Origin of the sequence: Streptomyces sp. NBC_01016 (genome assembly GCF_026341035.1) — a bacterium.
Classification (GTDB): domain Bacteria; phylum Actinomycetota; class Actinomycetes; order Streptomycetales; family Streptomycetaceae; genus Streptomyces.
The window spans coordinates 3,420,766-3,438,111 of sequence record NZ_JAPEOQ010000001.1; the positions used below are offsets into that span (position 1 = coordinate 3,420,766).

The window sequence follows — 17,346 nt, forward strand, 5'->3', positions numbered from 1 at the left end:
ACGCCCCGTATGAATTCATGGAACACGGAAGAGCTGAGAAGCAACGCGGAGACCGGGTTCCGAAAGGGCGCGTGAGTCATGGCCAAGCAGAACGTCGCCGAGCAGTTCGTCGACATCCTCGTCCGCGCGGGCGTCGAGCGCATGTACGGAGTCGTGGGCGACAGCCTCAACCCGGTCGTCGACGCGATCCGGCGCAACGACGCGATCGACTGGGTCCACGTACGGCACGAGGAGACCGCCGCCTTCGCCGCAGGCGCGGAAGCGCAGGTCACCGGAAAGCTGACCGCGTGCGCCGGGTCCTGCGGGCCCGGCAATCTGCACCTCATCAACGGCCTCTACGACGCCCACCGCTCGATGGCCCCGGTCCTCGCCCTCGCCTCGCACATTCCGTCCAGCGAGATCGGCCTCGGCTTCTTCCAGGAGACCCACCCCGACCGGCTGTTCTCCGAGTGCTCGCACTACAGCGAGATGATCTCCAGCCCGAAGCAGATGCCGCGCGTCCTGCAGACCGCCATCCAGAACGCCGTCGGCCGGTCCGGCGTCAGCGTCGTGACCCTCCCCGGCGACGTCGCCGACGAAGCCGCGCCCGAGACGTCCATCGAGACCGCGATCGTCACCTCCCGGCCGAGCATCCGCCCCGGCGACGCCGAGATCGACAAGCTTGTCGAGCTGATCGACGAGGCCGGCAAGGTCACCCTGTTCTGCGGCAGCGGCACCGCGGGCGCGCACGCCGAGGTCATGGAGTTCGCCGAGAAGATCAAGTCGCCGGTCGGCCACGCGCTGCGCGGCAAGGAGTGGATCCAGTACGACAACCCGTACGACGTGGGCATGAGCGGGCTGCTCGGGTACGGCGCCGCGTACGAGGCCACCCACGAGTGCGATCTGCTGATCCTGCTTGGCACCGACTTCCCGTACAACGCCTTCCTGCCGCAGAAGGACGTCAAGATCGTCCAGGTCGACGTGCGGCCCGAGCACCTCGGCAGGCGCTCCAAGCTGGACCTCGCGGTCTGGGGCGACGTACGCGAGACGCTGCGCTGCCTCACGCCGCGCGTGAAGCCCAAGTCGAACCGCAAGTTCCTCGACCGGATGCTGAAGAAGCACGCCGACGCGCTCGAAGGCGTCGTGAAGGCGTACACGCGCAAGGTCGAGAAGCACACCCCCATCCACCCCGAGTACGTCGCCTCCGTCGTCGACGAACTCGCCGCCGAGGACGCCGTGTTCACGGTCGACACCGGCATGTGCAACGTCTGGGCGGCCCGCTACATCTCGCCCAACGGGCGCCGCCGCGTCATCGGCTCGTTCTCGCACGGCTCGATGGCGAACGCGCTGCCGATGGCGATCGGCGCCCAGTTCACCGACCGGAACCGGCAGGTCGTCTCGATGTCGGGCGACGGCGGGTTCTCGATGCTGATGGGCGACTTCCTCACCCTCGTCCAGTACGACCTGCCGGTGAAGGTCGTCCTCTTCAACAACTCCTCTTTGGGAATGGTCGAGTTGGAGATGCTCGTGGCCGGGCTCCCCTCGTACGGGACGACCAACAAGAACCCCGACTTCGCCGCGATCGCCCGCGCCGCCGGTGCCTACGGCGTCCGCGTCGAGAAGCCGAAGCAGCTCGCGGGCGCGCTCAAGGACGCGTTCAGGCACAAGGGGCCCGCGCTGATCGATGTCGTCACCGATCCCAACGCCCTGTCCATCCCGCCGAAGATCAGCGCCGAGATGGTCACGGGCTTCGCCCTCTCCGCCTCGAAGATCGTCCTCGACGGCGGAGTGGGCCGGATGGTGCAGATGGCCCGCTCCAACCTCCGCAACATGCCGCGTCCCTAAAGCCTCCGCATCACACCGGCCGCAGCCGCAGCGTCAGGATCTGGAACGGGCGCAGGGACAGGGCGAGACCGGCGTCCGAGGTGTCGGCCGCGTGCAGCGGCCGCTCCAGGAGGTCCGTCTCGTCGGCGCCCGCCACCGGGAACGCCGCCGTGAGCGTCGCGTTCGCGCGCCCGCCCCGGGACTCGTAGAGCCGCACCACGACATCCCCGCTGCGGTCCTCCGCGAGCTTCACGGACTCCACCGTGACCGCCGGGTTGTCGACCGCGACCAGCGGCGTCACGGCGGGCGCGGGCGCGATCCGCAGCGGCAGGTTCAGGGCGAGCCCCTCCGCCACCGCGTCGCCGGTCGTCGCGCCCGGCAGCAGCGCGTACGTGAAGCGGTGCGTGCCCAGGTCCGTCTCCGGGTCGGGGGAGTGCGGGGCGCGAAGGAGCGTGAGGCGGACCGTGGTGCCGAGGCCCTCGTCGTGCGCGGCGCGCGTCACGTCGTGGCCGTACGTGGAGTCGTTGAGCAGCGCGACCCCGTAGCCCTCCTCCGCGACCCGCAGCCAGCGGTGCGCGCAGATCTCGTAACGGGCCGCGTCCCAGCCGGTGTTGGCGTGCGTGGGCCGGTTGACGTGGCCGAACTGGATCTCGGCCGACGACCGCTCCGCGTGCACGTCCAGCGGGAACGCCGCCTTCAGGACCTTCTCCGACTCCTGCCAGTCGATGTCCGTGACGACGTCGAGGCGCCGACTGTCCGCGGCGAGCCGGTACTCCTGCGTGATCCGGGACTTCCCGAAGTGGCGGGTGACGCGCACGGAGACCCGCAGCGGGCCCTCCTCGACCAGCTCCACCGACTCGGCGCGGGTGAGGTCGGTGCGGGTGTGCCGGTAGTGGGCGTCCAGGTCCCAGGCGTCGTACTGCGTGGGGTGGTCGGGGTGCAGTTGCAGCAGGTTGCCGCGGCTGCCGGGAGCGAGCGTTTCGCGGCCGCCGTCCCTCAAGTCCCGTACGGAGCTGAGGAGTCCGTCGCTGTCGATCGTGACGGTGAGGTGCTCGTTGGCGAGCACGATCGAGTCCGTCTCCCGCGTCGCCGCCGCGTGCGCGCCCGGTCCGTGCGTCTGTCCGGCGGCCTCGGTGAGGGAGCGGGCGCCGAGCCCGTCGACGTTCACATGCGTCAACTGCCCGTCGTGGGCGACGACTTCGCTGCGCGGGTACGGCGAGGCGTTGAGTGCCGACGGCGCGGACCCGCCGAGGCGGTGTACGGCTCCGGTGGTGATGTCGTCCAGTTCCGCGAGTACCTGGGCGTAGGTCTCCCGGGCCTCCCGGTGGACCCAGGCGATCGACGAGCCCGGCAGGATGTCGTGGAACTGGTGCAGCAGCACCGTCTTCCAGATCCGGTCGAGTACGTCGTACGGATAGGCGTAGTCCGCGTCGTGCAGGGCGGCGGCCGTGCACCACAACTCGGCCTCGCGCAGGGCGTGTTCGGAGCGGCGGTTGCCCTGTTTCGTCTTCGCCTGCGTGGTGTACGTGGCGCGGTGCATCTCCAGGTACAGCTCGCCGGACCAGACGGGGGCCTTCGCGCCGTACTCCTCGTGCGCGGCCTCGAAGAACGCGGCCGGCTTCTCGATGTCGACGCGCGGCGATCCCTCCAGCGAGCGCAGCCGGCGCGCCTTCTCCAGCATCTCGCGGGTCGGGCCGCCCCCGCCGTCGCCCCAGCCGAACGGGACGAGGGAGCGGGACGCGCCGCCCTTCTCCGCGAAGTTCCGCTCGGCGCGGGCCAGTTCGTTCGCGTGGAACTGTGCGTTGTAGGTGTCCACGGGCGGGAAGTGGGTGAACACCCGCGTGCCGTCGATGCCCTCCCACCAGAACGTGTGGTGCGGCATCTTGTTCGTCTGGTTCCAGCTCAGCTTCTGCGTCAGGAACCACTTGGCGCCCGCGAGCTTCGCCAACTGCGGGAAAGCGGCGGTGTATCCGAAGGAGTCCGGCAGCCAGATCTCCTCCGTCTCCACGCCCAGCTCGTCCTGGAAGAACCGCTTGCCGTGCACCAGTTGACGCGCGAGCGCCTCGCCGCCCGGCATGTTGGCGTCCGACTCCACCCACATCGAGCCGACCGGGGACCAGTTCCCGTCCGCGACCGCCTTCTTGATGCGCTCCCAGATGTGCGGCTGGTGCTCCTTCACCCACGCGTACTGCTGCGCCTGCGAGCAGGCGAAGACCAGCTCCGGGTAGTCGCGGGCCAGCGCCGTGACGTTCGCGAACGTGCGCGAGGCCTTGCGGACCGTCTCGCGCAGCGGCCACAGCCACGCCGAGTCGATGTGCGCGTGCCCGGCCGCCGAGACCCGGTGCGCGCTCGCGTGCGCGGGACGGGACAGCACCTCGGCCAGCTCGGCGCGGGCCGCCGCCGCGGTGCCGGGGACATCGTGCAGATCGAGGGCGTCCAGCATCCGCTCCAGGGCGCGCAGGATGTCGTGGCGCCTGGCCCGGTCCGCATCCAGCTCGTGCATCAGCTCCGAGAGCACCTCGACGTCCAGGACGAGATGCCAGACCTCCTCGTCGAGTACGGCCAGATCGGCAGAGCGGAATCGGTAGTTGGGGCGATCCCCTGCGGTCAGTACGTCACCGAGGAAGGTGGGTTCGAAGTCCCGCAGCACCGTCGGATTGGCCGCCGCCTCGAGGAGCAGATGCACCGGCTCCCCGCCGGCCGCGCGCGCCGCGATCGTCAGATGCCGGTTGCGCGGGTGGATGCCCTTGAGGGGTACACCCGACGCGTCGTACAGCAGTCCCTCCGCCTGGAAGCCGGGCCCCTGCCCGGAGAATCCGGGGTCGACGACCGCCTCGACGTGCCGCCCCTCCCACTCCTCGGGCACCCGCCCCTCCAGGCGGAACCAACTCGTCGACCACGGCTTTCCCCACGCGGTGCCGGTCTCGAAGGGCTCGTACGTGCCGTCCAGGGCCTCGGCCACCGGAACCGGTTCCCCCGGTGCGTGCCAGACGCTCATGCTCAGCGGTACCCGCGCCCCGTACTGCGCGGGCCGCACGAATTGGCGCATCGCGCGGTCGAGTCGGCCTTCCACGAGGTGTCGGTCGTCGTGCACGGCGTCTCCTTCGGTGCTCCTGCGGTGCTGTTCGCTGCTCGTACTGTGCCGGTCCCCGGCGGCGTCCCCACGCTTCCTTACCCGGCGCGGCGCCGGACACCCCGGCAACTGGTGGACCAATCAACAAGCGTGCCGATCAGGCAGCGGGGCATTCATCCCCGTGTACGCGTTCGAGGGCACGCCGAGCGGCAGGAGGCCGGAGCGAGGAAGGCATCGCGAGCCGCGTGTGGGCGGGGGCCATGAAACGGCAGATACGAGGAGGGGGCGCCCCAGTGGGTGACAGGGGCTCCATGACGTACGAGAAGGGGGCCGCCGTGAGTACGGCGGATCGGGGGGACGGGCCGCCGAGGCAGCTCAAGCGCAAGCTCGGCAAGGCGGACCTGCGGGCCGTCCCGGAGGTGAGGCGCGCGCTGCGCGAACTCCTCCTGCACTGGGGAAGGCCCGGAAGATCGGAGGTGGCGGAGCTGCTGACCAGCGAACTCGTGACGAACGCGCTGGTGCACACGGACTGTGAGGCGGAACTCACGGCGACCGTGGGCTCGCGCTCCCTACGGGTCGAGGTCCGCGACTTCGTCTCGCGCAGGCCCAAGCCACGCGTACCGCACGCCGACGACGGTACGCACGGAACCAATGGGCGCGGACTCATCCTGGTGCAGTCGCTCGCGGACGCCTGGGGCGTCGCGGCGCTCGGCCCGGATGCCACGGGCAAGGTGGTCTGGTTCGAACTGGACGGCGGCGTCGTGTGATCCCACGACGCCGCCGTACCACGGACGGGCTCAACCGAGCTGCTGCTCAAGGTCCTTGAGCTTCTGCTCCAGAGAGTCGAGCCGGGGCAGCGCCTGCGTATCGTCCTCCGCCGTCAGATCGACGGTGACGGGCGCCTTCTGGTCACGGGACCTACGGATTCCCTTGACGGCCTGGAGGGAGGGGCGGGCGCGCAGCGGAAGCTGTTCCGGTGCGGGCGCCGCCTGCGGTAGTTCCGACTGCGGGGCCGCCCCCGATATGGCGGACTCCGGGCCGCTCTGCCCGGAGCTGCCGGCCTCCACCTGCCGGGGGTCGCGGGCGCCGAAACCCCGGCTCAGCGCCTTCAGTTGGGCACGCTCCAGCTTCTGGTGCTCGCGCTGGCGCATCCGGTTCTGCGTCTTCTCCCGCTTGTCCTCGCGCACCTCGTCCACGGCCTCGTCGAGGGTGCGCACATTCTCCAGGAGCATCAACGACCAGGCGCTGTACGTCTCCAGAGGTGCGCGCAGCCAGCGCACGATCCGGATCTGCGGCAACGGCCTCGGCACCAGGCCCTGTTCGCGCAGCGCCGCGCGGCGCGTCTGCTTCAGGGCACGGTCGAAGAGGACGGCGGCCGAGAGGGACATCCCCGCGAAGAAGTGCGGGGCGCCCGCGTGGCCCAGGCCCCTCGGCGCGTGCACCCAGTTGAACCAGGCGGCGGCGCCGGCGAACGTCCACACGAGTATCCGGGAGCCGAGCGCGGCGTCGCCGTGGCTGGCCTCGCGCACCGCGAGCACCGAGCAGAACATCGCGGCGCCGTCGAGCCCGAAGGGGACGAGGTACTCCCAGCCCCCGGACAGGTTCAGGTTCTGCTTGCCGAATCCGACCAGGCCGTGGAAGGAGAGGGCGGCGGCGACGGCGGCGCAGCAGAACAGCAGCACGTACGAGGCGGTGCCGTAGACGGCCTCCTTGCGCCTGCGGCGCTCCTCGGTGCGTTCCCACGAATCGTCGGAGAACATCCCCGCGTCCTTCTTGGCGCCCCCGGCGCGCCTGCCGCGCGCGAGCACTGCGACCGCCGCCAGCATGCCCAGGAGCAGTACGGCGCCCGGAAGCAGCCAGTCCAGCGATATGTCGGTCAGTCTCATCAAGGGTCCCTTGCATCGCGATAGGGCGGAACGGCGCCATATTGGCCCAGTCGCCCGACCCCGCAGGGGGTTTCGGGGCAAGAGAACGCCATTGGTGTGCAAGGGGGCGCGTAAAGCGGTCGTACGCTCGAACTCCCGCCGGGAAAACGGAAGTTGAGTTCGAATTACGTCACTCGAACGGGTGGTTCAGGCCGCCGCGGCCGCGGTGAGCCTGCCGACCCGGTCCGCGTCACAGGTGCGCGGGCACGTCACACAGGTGTCCTGCGGGCGCAGCGTGTAGAACATGCAGCAGCTCGCGCGGTCGCGGGTGGGCAGCAACTCCCCGTCGGGTCCCGTCAGTTCGCGGAACGCGGCCTTCCCGACGTACGGCTTCGTGGCGCCGGGGAGCAGCGCCTCCAGGTCGGCCATGGCGCGCCGCTCCTCGCCGAGGAGGTGGCCGACGTACCAGAGGGACTCGACGATCTCGTCCGTCGCCATGCCCCACAGGGCGCGCGGGCCGCGCCGCATCCGCGGTCCGAAGCCGGCCAGCACGGGCTGCAGGTGCTCGGCGACGGCCGCGCGGACCTCGGCGCGCAGGGCCTCCTCGTCCGGGACGACGCGGGCGCCGGGCAGCTTCGCCGCCGGGTCGTCGGGGAGGCAGGCGAACTCGGTCACGTGGACGGCGAGCCGGCCGAGCGTGCGCTGGAAGGCGACCTCGGAGGCCGGGAAGCGGGGCACGCGGCGGTGCAGGAACCAGGGGAGGGTGATGAGCAGGCAGGCGGGCCAGGCGTAGCGGTGCAGGCCGAAGCTCGCGATCACGTCGGGGCGGGCGCCGGTGCCGTAGTCCTTGAGCACCTGTGCGTTGTCCCACGCGAGGAAGGCGTCGAGCGCGGCGCCGCCCTCGGCGAGCCGCTCGGTGTGCACCCAGCCCGCACCCTCGGGCAGCGCCTGACCAGCGGGTACCTCGGTGACGCCCAGGCCCGGGAACACCTCGGTGAGGCGGGCGTACGCGGCCGAGACCGCGCTGGGAGGCGCGCCGAGCGCCGACGTGGTGAGGGGCATGAGGGGGCCACCGATTCCTGATCGTTTACAGGTAAGCCTTACCTTACCCGACCGGGGTGGGGTTTGAACTGTCGGCAAGGCCCTCTATCGTTCGTCGTTGAGCTTCGGACAAACGGCAAGGAACGGCGGCGAAGGGGATGACCGGGGTGGAGCGGACGAGACCACGCGCGGCACGCGACCCCTCCATGGGAGTGCCGGAGCAGCGGTCGATGCCGGCCTGGGCGCCGCGGCCCTCCGCGCCCGTATCCGCACCGGTCTCCGTCCCCGAGCAGAGCCGTGGTGACCACACCCACAGCGAGCCGCCCGCACCCGGGCTCGTGGCGCGCGGAGTGGTCGAGCGGACGTCCGTGCGCGGCCAGGTGCTCGACGCGCTGCGGGCCGCGCTGGTCTCCGGCGACCTCGCGCCCGGCGAGGTCTACTCGGGGCCGGCCCTGGGTGAGCGCTTCGGGGTCTCGGCGACGCCGGTGCGCGAGGCGATGCAGCAGTTGGCGCGGGAGGGTGCGGTCGAGGTCGTGCCCAACCGGGGGTTCCGGGTGACCCGGCGCTCGGACCGCGAGCTGGCCGAGCTCGCGGAGGTGCGGGCGCTCGTCGAGGTGCCGGTGGTGACGCGTCTCGCGCGCACGGTGGCGCCCGCGCGGTGGGCCGAGCTGCGGCCGCTGGTCCGTGCGACGGCGGTGGCCGCCGCGATGGGGGACCGGGCGGGGTATGCGGAGGCGGATCGCGCCTTCCACCGGGCCGTTCTCGCGTTCGCGGGCAACGACCAGGTGATCCGGGTCGCCGACGATCTGCATCGGCAGGTGGGGTGGTCGACGTCCGACCTCGCGGTTGACGCGCGGCAGCATGGCGCGTTGCTGGATGCGTTGGAGGCGCAGGACTGCGGTGCGGTGACCTTGTTGGTGCAGGAGCACGTTGCGGGTTAGTGCATCAAGCCCCTGCGGCGTTCGGGTCAGCCATTTGAGCCCCTGCGGCGATTGAGCAGCGGGGTCCGGGGCGGAGTCCCGTGACGTGACAGCCCTACGCCGCGGCGGGCAACACACCCGCCAACCACGTCGGCACACCGTCCAGCAACCGGAACAACCGCCCCGCCTCCGCGCGCAACCGCGCCTTCGTGTCCGGTTCCGGTTCGGCCTCCGCCAGGGACGCGAGGGCCGGGGCCGTGCCCACCAGGTAGCCGAGTTCCTCACGGATGCGCAGGGACTCCGTGAAGCCGTGCCGCGCCTCCGCCAACTCGCCCTCCCGTAGGGCGAGTCCGGCGAGGTGGCGCCAGGTGAAGGAGAGCAGGAGCGCGTCGCCGTGGGCCGTCGCGCCCGCGTGGGCCCTGCGGTACGCCGACCGGGCCGCCTGCGGCGAGTCCGCCAGGTTCTCCGACATCAGGCCGCGCCGGAAGTCGAGCAGCGCGCGCCCTGCCGCACCCGGAGCGATGAGCGCCGCCGCTCTGCCGAACGCCGAGCGCGCCTCGTCGGACCGGTCCTGCGTCTTCAACAGCGTGGCCTCGTACGCGAGTTGACCCCGCTCGCACGCCGCCGCGCCCCGTTCCTCGTCCGTGTGGGCCAGCGCCTCCGCCGCACGCAACGCGTCCTCCGCGTCCGCCCACCCCTGCTCCGTGTACAGGCACCGTTCCACCAGCAGCGCCGCCCGTTGCAGGGCCGCCCCCGCGTCCGCCGCCGCGTGATGGTCGAGGAGTGCCGCGGCGTCGGTCCAGCAGCCGCGCGAACGCAACCGCCATACCGCGGTCTGGAGTGGATCGTCCGCTGTGTTCGTTCCGGTACCAGACATGGCGGTAGACGCCACATTGCCCTCCCGAGCACGCCATCGAGCCGAGTTGCCGTGGGCATCTCAGCACGGATCAAGGCGCCCGGCCAAGGGGGTGGGTGAAAGATTTCACAAAGGGATGGGGTTCCCAAGCGCTCCCAAGATCGCTAAGGGGATGCGCGTGGGCTTGATGGGACGTCAGCTCATCCGCAACGCCAAGAAGAAGTCCAACTTGTCCTCCAGGCGCGACAGATCACGACCCGTCAGCTGCTCGATGCGGCCCACGCGGTACCGCAACGTGTTCACGTGCAGGTGCAGCCGGGACGCGCAGCGGGTCCACGAGCCGTCGCAGTCGAGGAACGCCTCCAGCGTCGCGATCAGCTCGGCGCGGTGCTTGTGGTCGTAGTCACGAAGGGGGTCGAGCAGCCGGGCCGTGAACGCGCGGCGTACGTCGTCCGGGACGAAGGGCAGCAGCAGGACGTGGGACGCCAGCTCCTGGTGGCCCGCCGCGCACACCACGCCCGTGCGGGCGGCCGCCACGCGCCGTGCGTGCCGCGCCTCCTCCAGGGCGCCGCGCAGCCCCTCCGCGGAGTGCACCGCGGCGCTCACGCCGATCGACAGGCGCCCCTGGTCGGCGAGCCCGGCCGCGAGGGGTTCACGTACGGCGGTCAGCAGCGTGTCCGCGAGCAGGCCCTGCTCCGAGCCGTCGTGCTCCGCGGCCACGGCGGGCAGCGGCACCAGGGCGATCGCCTCGTCCCCGCTGTGCGCCACGGCGATCCGGTCGGACGGCTCGGCGGCGTCGGGGCGCGCCCCGGCCTCCGGGGCGATGAGGATCTCCTCCAGGAGCGACTGGGCCACGGCCCCGCCCCCGGCCTTCTCGCCCTGCTGGTCCGCCCACTCCACGCGCGCCACGACGACCTGCCAGTGCGGGGCCGCGCCGAGCCCCGGCAGCAGCACGGGCGCCGCGACGCGAAGGCGTGCCGCGATCTCCGCGGGGGCCGCGCCCGCCTGCACCAGCTCAAGGACCTCCTGCGCGAGCCTGCGCCGCACCGTGCGCGCCGCGTCCCGGCGCTCGCGCTCCACCGAGATCAGCTGCGTGACGCCCTGGAGCAGGTCGAGCCGCTCCTCCGGCCAGTCGCCCGCGTCCGCTTCGACGGCGAGCAGCCAGTCCGCGAGGACGCTCGCCCGCGCGTCGGCGGAGGGCGCGGCGGCCGGCCCGTCCTTCGGCGCCGAGCGGATCGGGAACAGCGAGTACGTGACCCCCTCGACCGTCACCCGGTGCGGGCTGCGCCGCCCGGTGCGCAGGGCCGCCAGGTGCTCGGCCGCCAGCCGGGTGCGGATCTCCGCGGGCAGCGCGGGCCCGGCCGCCGACGAGCCCGCTATCGCGCGCCCCGTCGGGGAGAGCACCCAGGCCCGCAGGTCCAGGTCGCTGCCGAGCAGGTCGAGGACGACGTCGGGGCCGCCGCCCGCGGGCCCCGAGGTCATCAGGCGCCGGTGCCGGTCGACGACCGCCGCGAGGTCCCCGGCGCGCTCGCCCGAGACCTGACGCACGACGTGCTCGGTGATCGTCCCGAACGCCACGGACTGGGCCACCGAGAACAGCGGGACGCGGTGCCGGGCGCAGGCCTCGACGAAGTCCTCGGGGACGTAGCCGAACTCGGCGGTGCCCGCCGCGACGGCCGCGACGCCCGCCGCGGCCATCAGCCGGGCGAAGGGCTCGGAATCGGCCGGTTCCCGGTGCCAGGCCAGGCCCGTGAGGACCAGCTCGCCGCCGGACAGGTAGCGGCTGGGGTCCCGCAGGTCCGTGGTCATCACGCCGCGGACGGTGCGGTCGAGCTCGTCCTCGCCGCCGAGGAGGCTGAGGCCCAGCGCGTCCGTGTCCAGCAATGCGCGCAGCCGCATGTGTTCGTCGCCGCCGATCTGTCTTGAAGTCGTACCGGAGTGGAACCCACGGACCGCTGCCCAGGGTGTCCCGGGGAGCTGTGTTCGTAGTTTCCAGAAGAAAACGGTGAGGTTACTGATGCCACCCGTTCATACGAATCTACAAGACACCCCCGTGGGCCAGCCAACGCGTTCATGTTTTCCGTGACTGACACTGCCGGAGCACAGGCGGTGTACTGGCTTCACTCCGCGTGAACAGCACCTGGAACCGAACTGAACGAGCCCCTGTGATCCGCACGTCCCGTGGCTCGATCGCATCGCCCCCACGACGCACGAACCACGCACGATCCCTGCCCGATCCACGAACCTCACGGAGAAGAGAGCCGTTATGGACTTCCTTCGCCCCGGCAGCTGGGAGGAGGCGCTCGCCGCGAAGGCCGAGCACCCCACAGCCGTGCCGATCGCAGGCGGCACCGATGTCATGGTCGAGATCAACTTCGACCACCGCCGCCCCGAGTACCTGCTCGACCTCAACCGCATCGGTGAGCTGAACGAGTGGGAGGTGGGCGGGGGGCCTCAGAGCGACACCGTCCGGCTCGGCGCCTCCGTCCCGTACACCAAGATCATGGAGCACCTGCGCGGTGAGCTGCCGGGTCTCGCCCTCGCCTCGCACACCGTCGCCTCGCCGCAGATCCGCAACCGCGGCGGCGTCGGCGGCAACCTCGGCACCGCGTCGCCGGCCGGTGACGCCCACCCGGCGCTGCTCGCCTCCGGCGCCGAGGTCGAGGTGGAGTCGGTGCGCGGTTCGCGGCGCATCCCGATCGACGAGTTCTACACGGGGGTCAAGCGCAATGCCCTCGCCGAGGACGAGCTGATCCGCGCCGTGCACATCAAGAAGGCCGAAGGGCCCCAGCAGTTCTCCAAGGTCGGCACGCGCAACGCGATGGTCATCGCGGTGTGCGCCTTCGGCCTCGCCCTGCACCCGGAGACCCGGACCGTGCGCACCGGCATCGGCTCGGCGGCGCCCACTCCGGTCCGTGCCAAGGCGGCCGAGGAATTCCTCAACTCCGCTTTGGAAGAAGGCGGGTTCTGGGACAACGGCAAGATCATCACCCCGTCGGTCGCCAAGCAGTTCGCCACGCTCTGCTCCGGCGCCTGCAACCCGATCGACGACGTGCGGGGCACCGCCTCGTACCGCCGTCACGCGGTCGGCGTCATGGCACGCCGCACGCTGACCTGGGCCTGGGAGTCGTACCGCGGCTCGGGCGTTCGCACGGAGGGAGCCGCGTAATGCGCGTCAATTTCACGGTCAACGGCCGTAAGCAGGAAGCCGACGACGTCTGGGAGGGCGAGTCCCTTCTGTACGTGCTGCGCGAGCGGATGGGGCTTCCGGGCTCGAAGAACGCGTGCGAGCAGGGGGAGTGCGGATCCTGCACCGTTCGGCTCGACGGGGTGCCCGTGTGTTCGTGTCTGGTGGCCGCGGGACAGGTCGAGGGCCACGAGGTCGTCACCGTCGAGGGGCTCGCCGACCACGCCAAGTCCCGTACGTGTGCGTCCCATGAAAGCGGTACGACGCTTCAGGACGCGCAGAGCTGGTCCGCCAAGGGCACCGACTCGCAGACCGGCGAGGGCGACGAACTCGCCCCGATCCAGCAGGCGTTCATCGACGCGGGAGCCGTCCAGTGCGGCTTCTGCACGCCCGGTCTGCTGGTCGCGGCCGACGAGATGCTGGAGCAGAACCCGAGCCCGTCCGACGCGGACATCCGCGAGGCGCTCTCCGGGAACCTCTGCCGCTGCACCGGCTACGAGAAGATCATGGACGCGGTCCGGCTCGCCGCCGCGCGCCAGACGCAGCCGGAAGGGGTCTGAGCAGCATGGGTACGACAGGAATCCCCGGCAAGGTCACCCAGGGGTCGCAGACCAAGGGCGGCATCGGCGAGTCCACGCTCCGCCCGGACGGCACCCTCAAGGTCACCGGCGAGTTCGCGTACTCGTCCGACATGTGGCACGAGGACATGCTGTGGGGCCACATTCTGCGCTCCACCACCGCGCACGCCGAGATCGTGTCGATCGACACGGGCGAGGCCCTCGCAACTCCCGGTGTCTACGCGGTACTTACGTACGACGACCTCCCCACCGCGATGAAGAACTACGGCCTGGAGTTCAAGGACACCCCGGTCCTCGCCCACGGCAAGGTCCGCCACCACGGCGAGCCGGTCGCCTGCATCGCGGCCGACCACCCGGAGACCGCACGGCGCGCCGCCGCCAAGATCAAGGTCGAGTACCGCGAGCTGCCCGTCATCACCGACGAGGCCTCCGCGACGGCGCCCGACGCGGTGCTGGTGCACGAGGGCCGCACCGACCACCACGCGGACCACGTCCCGCACCCGAACATCGTGCACCGCCAGCCGATCATCCGCGGCAACGCCGAAGAGGCCGCCAAGAAGGCCGACTTCGTCGTCAAGGGCGAGTACACCTTCGGCATGCAGGACCAGGCCTTCCTCGGCCCCGAGTCCGGCCTCGCCGTGCCGGCCGAGGACGGCGGCGTCGACCTCTACGTCGCCACGCAGTGGCTGCACTCGGACCTCGGCCAGATCGCCCCCGTCCTCGGCCTGCCCGAGGACAAGGTGCGGATGACGCTGTCCGGCGTCGGCGGCGCGTTCGGCGGCCGCGAGGACCTGTCGATGCAGATCCACGCGTGCCTGCTCGCACTGCGCACCGGCAAGCCCGTCAAGATCGTCTACAACCGTTTCGAGTCCTTCTTCGGGCACGTCCACCGGCACCCGGCGAAGCTGTACTACGAGCACGGGGCCACGCGCGACGGCAAGTTGACGCACATGAAGTGCCGCATCGTGCTGGACGGCGGCGCCTACGCCTCCGCCTCCCCGGCCGTCGTCGGCAACGCCTCGTCCCTCGCCGTCGGCCCGTACGTGCTCGACGACGTCGACATCGAGGCCCTCGCGCTCTACTCCAACAACCCGCCCTGCGGCGCCATGCGCGGCTTCGGCGCGGTCCAGGCGTGCTTCGCGTACGAAGCCCAAATGGACAAACTGGCCGACAAGTTGGGCATGGACCGGGTGGAATTCCGGCAGCTCAACGCCATGGAGCAGGGCACCATCATGCCGACGGGCCAGCCCGTCGACTCGCCCGCACCGGTCGCCGAACTGCTGCGCCGCGTCAAGGCGATGCCGCTGCCGCCCGAGCGCCAGTGGGAGTCCAGCGAGGGCGCCGACGTGCGCCAGCTGCCCGGCGGCCTGTCCAACACCTCGCACGGCGAGGGCGTCGTACGCGGTATCGGCTACGCCGTCGGCATCAAGAACGTCGGCTTCTCCGAGGGCTTCGACGACTACTCAACCGCCCGTGTACGTATGGAGGTTGTCGGCGGCGAACCCGTCGCGACCGTGCACACCGCGATGGCCGAGGTCGGCCAGGGCGGCGTCACCGTGCACGCGCAGATCGCCCGCACCGAGCTGGGCGTCACGCAGGTGACCATTCACCCGGCCAACACCCAGGTCGGCTCGGCCGGTTCGACGTCCGCGTCCCGCCAGACGTACGTCACCGGGGGCGCCGTCAAGAACGCCTGCGAGCTCGTCCGCGAGAAGGTCCTGGACCTCGGCCGCCGCAAGATGGGCACCTACCACCCGGCGTGGGCGACCGCCGAACTCCTCCTGGAGGGCGGCAAGGTCGTCACCGACGGCGGCGAGGTCCTCGCCGACCTCGCCGAGGTGCTCGAGGGCGAGGCCGTGGAGGTCGAGGAGGAGTGGCGGCACCGCCCCACCGAGGCCTTCGACCTGCACACCGGGCAGGGCATCGGGCACGTGCAGTACTCCTTCGCCGCGCACCGCGCCGTCGTCGAGGTCGACACCGAACTCGGCCTCGTCAAGGTCGTCGAACTGGCCTGCGCGCAGGACGTCGGCAAGGCGCTCAACCCGCTGTCCGTGATCGGCCAGATCCAGGGCGGCACCACACAGGGCCTCGGCGTCGCGGTGATGGAGGAGATCGTCGTCGACCCGAAGACCGCCAAGGTCAGGAACCCGTCCTTCACGGACTACCTGATCCCCACGATTCTCGACACGCCGACCATCCCGGTCGACGTGCTCGAACTTGCCGACGACCACGCCCCGTACGGGCTGCGCGGTATCGGTGAGGCCCCGACCCTGTCGTCGACCCCGGCCGTCCTCGCGGCGATCCGGAACGCGACGGGTCTGGAGCTCGACCGGACCCCGGTGCGGCCCGAGCACCTCACGGGCACGGGCCCGCAGGCCTAGTCGGCCTCCCCAGGGGTGCCGGCCGCCGCGTCGGCACCCCGTCCGTACCAAAGCGTCTCGGGCCGTCCCCCGGGTCGTGCAGCCATCCCAAACCCCGTGTGCCGTAAGGCAGTTCACGGGAGCCCCTTTGAACCTTGGGAAACGAGGCACCATGACCCAGCAGTCCGTGGAGCCGAAGACCACCGCCGACGACGCGGGCGCGGGCTCGCGTCAGCCGGCCGGCAGGTCTTGGCTCGACCGCTACTTCCACATATCCGACAGAGGATCGACGTTCGCGCGCGAAGTGCGCGGCGGCATCACCACCTTCATGGCGATGTGTTACATCCTCCTGCTCAACCCGCTGCTGCTCGGCGGCCCCGACGCGGCGGGCGACAAGCTCAGCCACGCCGGACTCATCACGGCGACCGCGCTCGCCGCCGCCGTGTGCACCCTGCTGATGGGCTTCCTCGGCAAGGTGCCGCTGGCGCTCGCCGCGGGCCTGTCCGTCTCCGGCGTGCTCGCCACCCAGGTGGCACCCAACATGACGTGGCCGCAGGCCATGGGCATGTGCGTGATGTACGGCATCGTGATCGTGCTGCTGGTCGTCACCGGCCTGCGCGAGATCATCATGAACGCGATCCCGCTCGCCCTGAAGCACGGCATCACCATCGGCATCGGCATGTTCATCGCGCTGATCGGCCTGGTCAACGCCGGGTTCGTCGGCAAGGGCAACCCGGTCACCCTGGGTACGGGCGGACAGCTCAAGGGCTGGCCCGTGCTGCTCTTCGCGGTCACCCTGCTGCTCATCTTCATGCTCCAGGCGCGCAACATCCCGGGCGCGATCCTGATCGGCATCGTCGCCGGCACCGTCCTCGCCGTCATCGTCAACGCGGTCTTCGACCTCAGCCCGAAGGTCTGGGGCGGCAGCCCGCCCGAGCTGACCGGCAGCGCCGTCTCCATGCCCGACTTCTCGCTCTTCGGACATGTGGAGTTCGGCGGCTGGGACTCCATCGGCGGCATGACCGTCGGAATGATCGTGTTCACGCTCGTGCTCGCCGGGTTCTTCGACGCGATGGCCACCATCATCGGCGTCGGCACCGAGGCCGGGCTCGCCGACGACAAGGGCCGCATGCCGGGCCTGTCCAAGGCGCTGTTCATCGACGGCGCGGGCGGCGCGATCGGCGGTGTGGCGGGGGCCTCCGGGCAGACCGTCTTCGTCGAGTCCGCCACGGGCGTCGGTGAAGGCGCCCGCACCGGCCTGTCCTCGGTGGTCACCGGCTTCCTCTTCGCGCTCGGCCTGTTCTTCACGCCGCTCGCGCAGATCGTGCCCGGCCAGGTCGCCGCCGCCGCGCTGGTCGTCATCGGCGCGATGATGATGCAGAACGCCCGGCACGTGGACTGGTCCGACAGGTCCGTGGCCGTGCCGGTGTTCCTCACGGTCGCCCTGATGCCGTTCACGTACTCCATCACCGCAGGCGTCGGAGCCGGAGTGATCGCGTACACGGCGATCAAGGCGGCGCAGGGGAAGTTCCGCGAGATCGGCGTCTTCATGTGGGTGCTGACGCTCGTCTTCCTCGTGTACTTCGGCCTGCACCCGATCGAGAGCTGGCTCGGCGTCAAGTAGCCCTGCCGGCCCGCCCGTTCCACGAGCTGTTAAGGAGAC

12 protein-coding genes are annotated in these 17,346 nt (G+C 71.0%); 7 read left to right on the forward strand and 5 right to left on the reverse strand.

Annotated features, from left to right (window positions below; all coding sequences use genetic code 11):
* Window positions 1–78 precede the first annotated feature (78 nt).
* The gene (locus OG746_RS15720) at window positions 79–1,824 is read left to right on the forward strand and encodes a pyruvate dehydrogenase (RefSeq protein ID WP_266715220.1); all 1,746 of its coding nucleotides are present in this window, start codon (window positions 79–81) and stop codon (window positions 1,822–1,824) included.
* 10 nt (window positions 1,825–1,834) lie between these two features.
* Here the strand turns inward: OG746_RS15720 and OG746_RS15725 are convergent, their stop codons facing one another.
* A complete protein-coding gene (locus OG746_RS15725) occupies window positions 1,835–4,897 on the reverse strand; it encodes an alpha-mannosidase (protein WP_266715221.1) in 3,063 nt (1,020 codons plus the stop codon).
* 290 nt (window positions 4,898–5,187) lie between these two features.
* Here OG746_RS15725 and OG746_RS15730 point away from each other — a divergent pair, with 290 nt between their 5' ends.
* Entirely contained in the window at window positions 5,188–5,643 is a 456-nt protein-coding gene (locus OG746_RS15730) for an ATP-binding protein (RefSeq protein WP_266715222.1), read from the forward strand.
* A gap of 30 nt (window positions 5,644–5,673) precedes the next feature.
* On the opposite strand, the gene OG746_RS15735 is transcribed toward OG746_RS15730, so the two are convergent.
* Complete coding sequence (locus OG746_RS15735) at window positions 5,674–6,762, reverse strand: DUF2637 domain-containing protein (protein WP_266715223.1); 1,089 nt, start codon at window positions 6,760–6,762, stop codon at window positions 5,674–5,676.
* A 186-nt stretch (window positions 6,763–6,948) separates the two neighbouring features.
* Window positions 6,949–7,803, reverse strand: a complete 855-nt coding sequence (locus OG746_RS15740) for a (2Fe-2S)-binding protein (RefSeq protein WP_266715224.1) — start codon at window positions 7,801–7,803, stop codon at window positions 6,949–6,951.
* A 185-nt stretch (window positions 7,804–7,988) separates the two neighbouring features.
* On the opposite strand from OG746_RS15740, the gene OG746_RS15745 reads away from it, so the two are divergent.
* Window positions 7,989–8,723, forward strand: coding sequence for a GntR family transcriptional regulator (locus OG746_RS15745; RefSeq protein ID WP_524540466.1), 735 nt, complete (start codon window positions 7,989–7,991; stop codon window positions 8,721–8,723).
* A 94-nt stretch (window positions 8,724–8,817) separates the two neighbouring features.
* On the opposite strand, the gene OG746_RS15750 is transcribed toward OG746_RS15745, so the two are convergent.
* Complete coding sequence (locus OG746_RS15750; protein ID WP_266715225.1) at window positions 8,818–9,579, reverse strand: hypothetical protein; 762 nt, start codon at window positions 9,577–9,579, stop codon at window positions 8,818–8,820.
* A gap of 174 nt (window positions 9,580–9,753) precedes the next feature.
* Window positions 9,754–11,457: a PucR family transcriptional regulator gene (locus OG746_RS15755; protein ID WP_266715226.1), complete on the reverse strand. Its 1,704-nt coding sequence runs from the start codon at window positions 11,455–11,457 to the stop codon at window positions 9,754–9,756.
* Window positions 11,458–11,824: 367 nt separating this feature from the next.
* Here OG746_RS15755 and OG746_RS15760 point away from each other — a divergent pair, with 367 nt between their 5' ends.
* From OG746_RS15760 to OG746_RS15775, 4 genes are all read left to right on the forward strand, one after another.
* A complete protein-coding gene (locus tag OG746_RS15760; RefSeq protein WP_266715227.1) occupies window positions 11,825–12,727 on the forward strand; it encodes an FAD binding domain-containing protein in 903 nt (300 codons plus the stop codon).
* Window positions 12,727–13,305, forward strand: a complete 579-nt coding sequence (locus tag OG746_RS15765; RefSeq protein WP_266715228.1) for a (2Fe-2S)-binding protein — start codon at window positions 12,727–12,729, stop codon at window positions 13,303–13,305. The genes OG746_RS15760 and OG746_RS15765 overlap by 1 nt, the downstream gene beginning before the upstream one ends.
* 5 nt (window positions 13,306–13,310) lie before the next feature.
* Entirely contained in the window at window positions 13,311–15,704 is a 2,394-nt protein-coding gene (locus OG746_RS15770) for a xanthine dehydrogenase family protein molybdopterin-binding subunit (protein WP_266715229.1), read from the forward strand.
* A gap of 151 nt (window positions 15,705–15,855) precedes the next feature.
* Complete coding sequence (locus OG746_RS15775) at window positions 15,856–17,307, forward strand: NCS2 family permease (protein WP_266715230.1); 1,452 nt, start codon at window positions 15,856–15,858, stop codon at window positions 17,305–17,307.
* Window positions 17,308–17,346 lie beyond the last annotated feature (39 nt).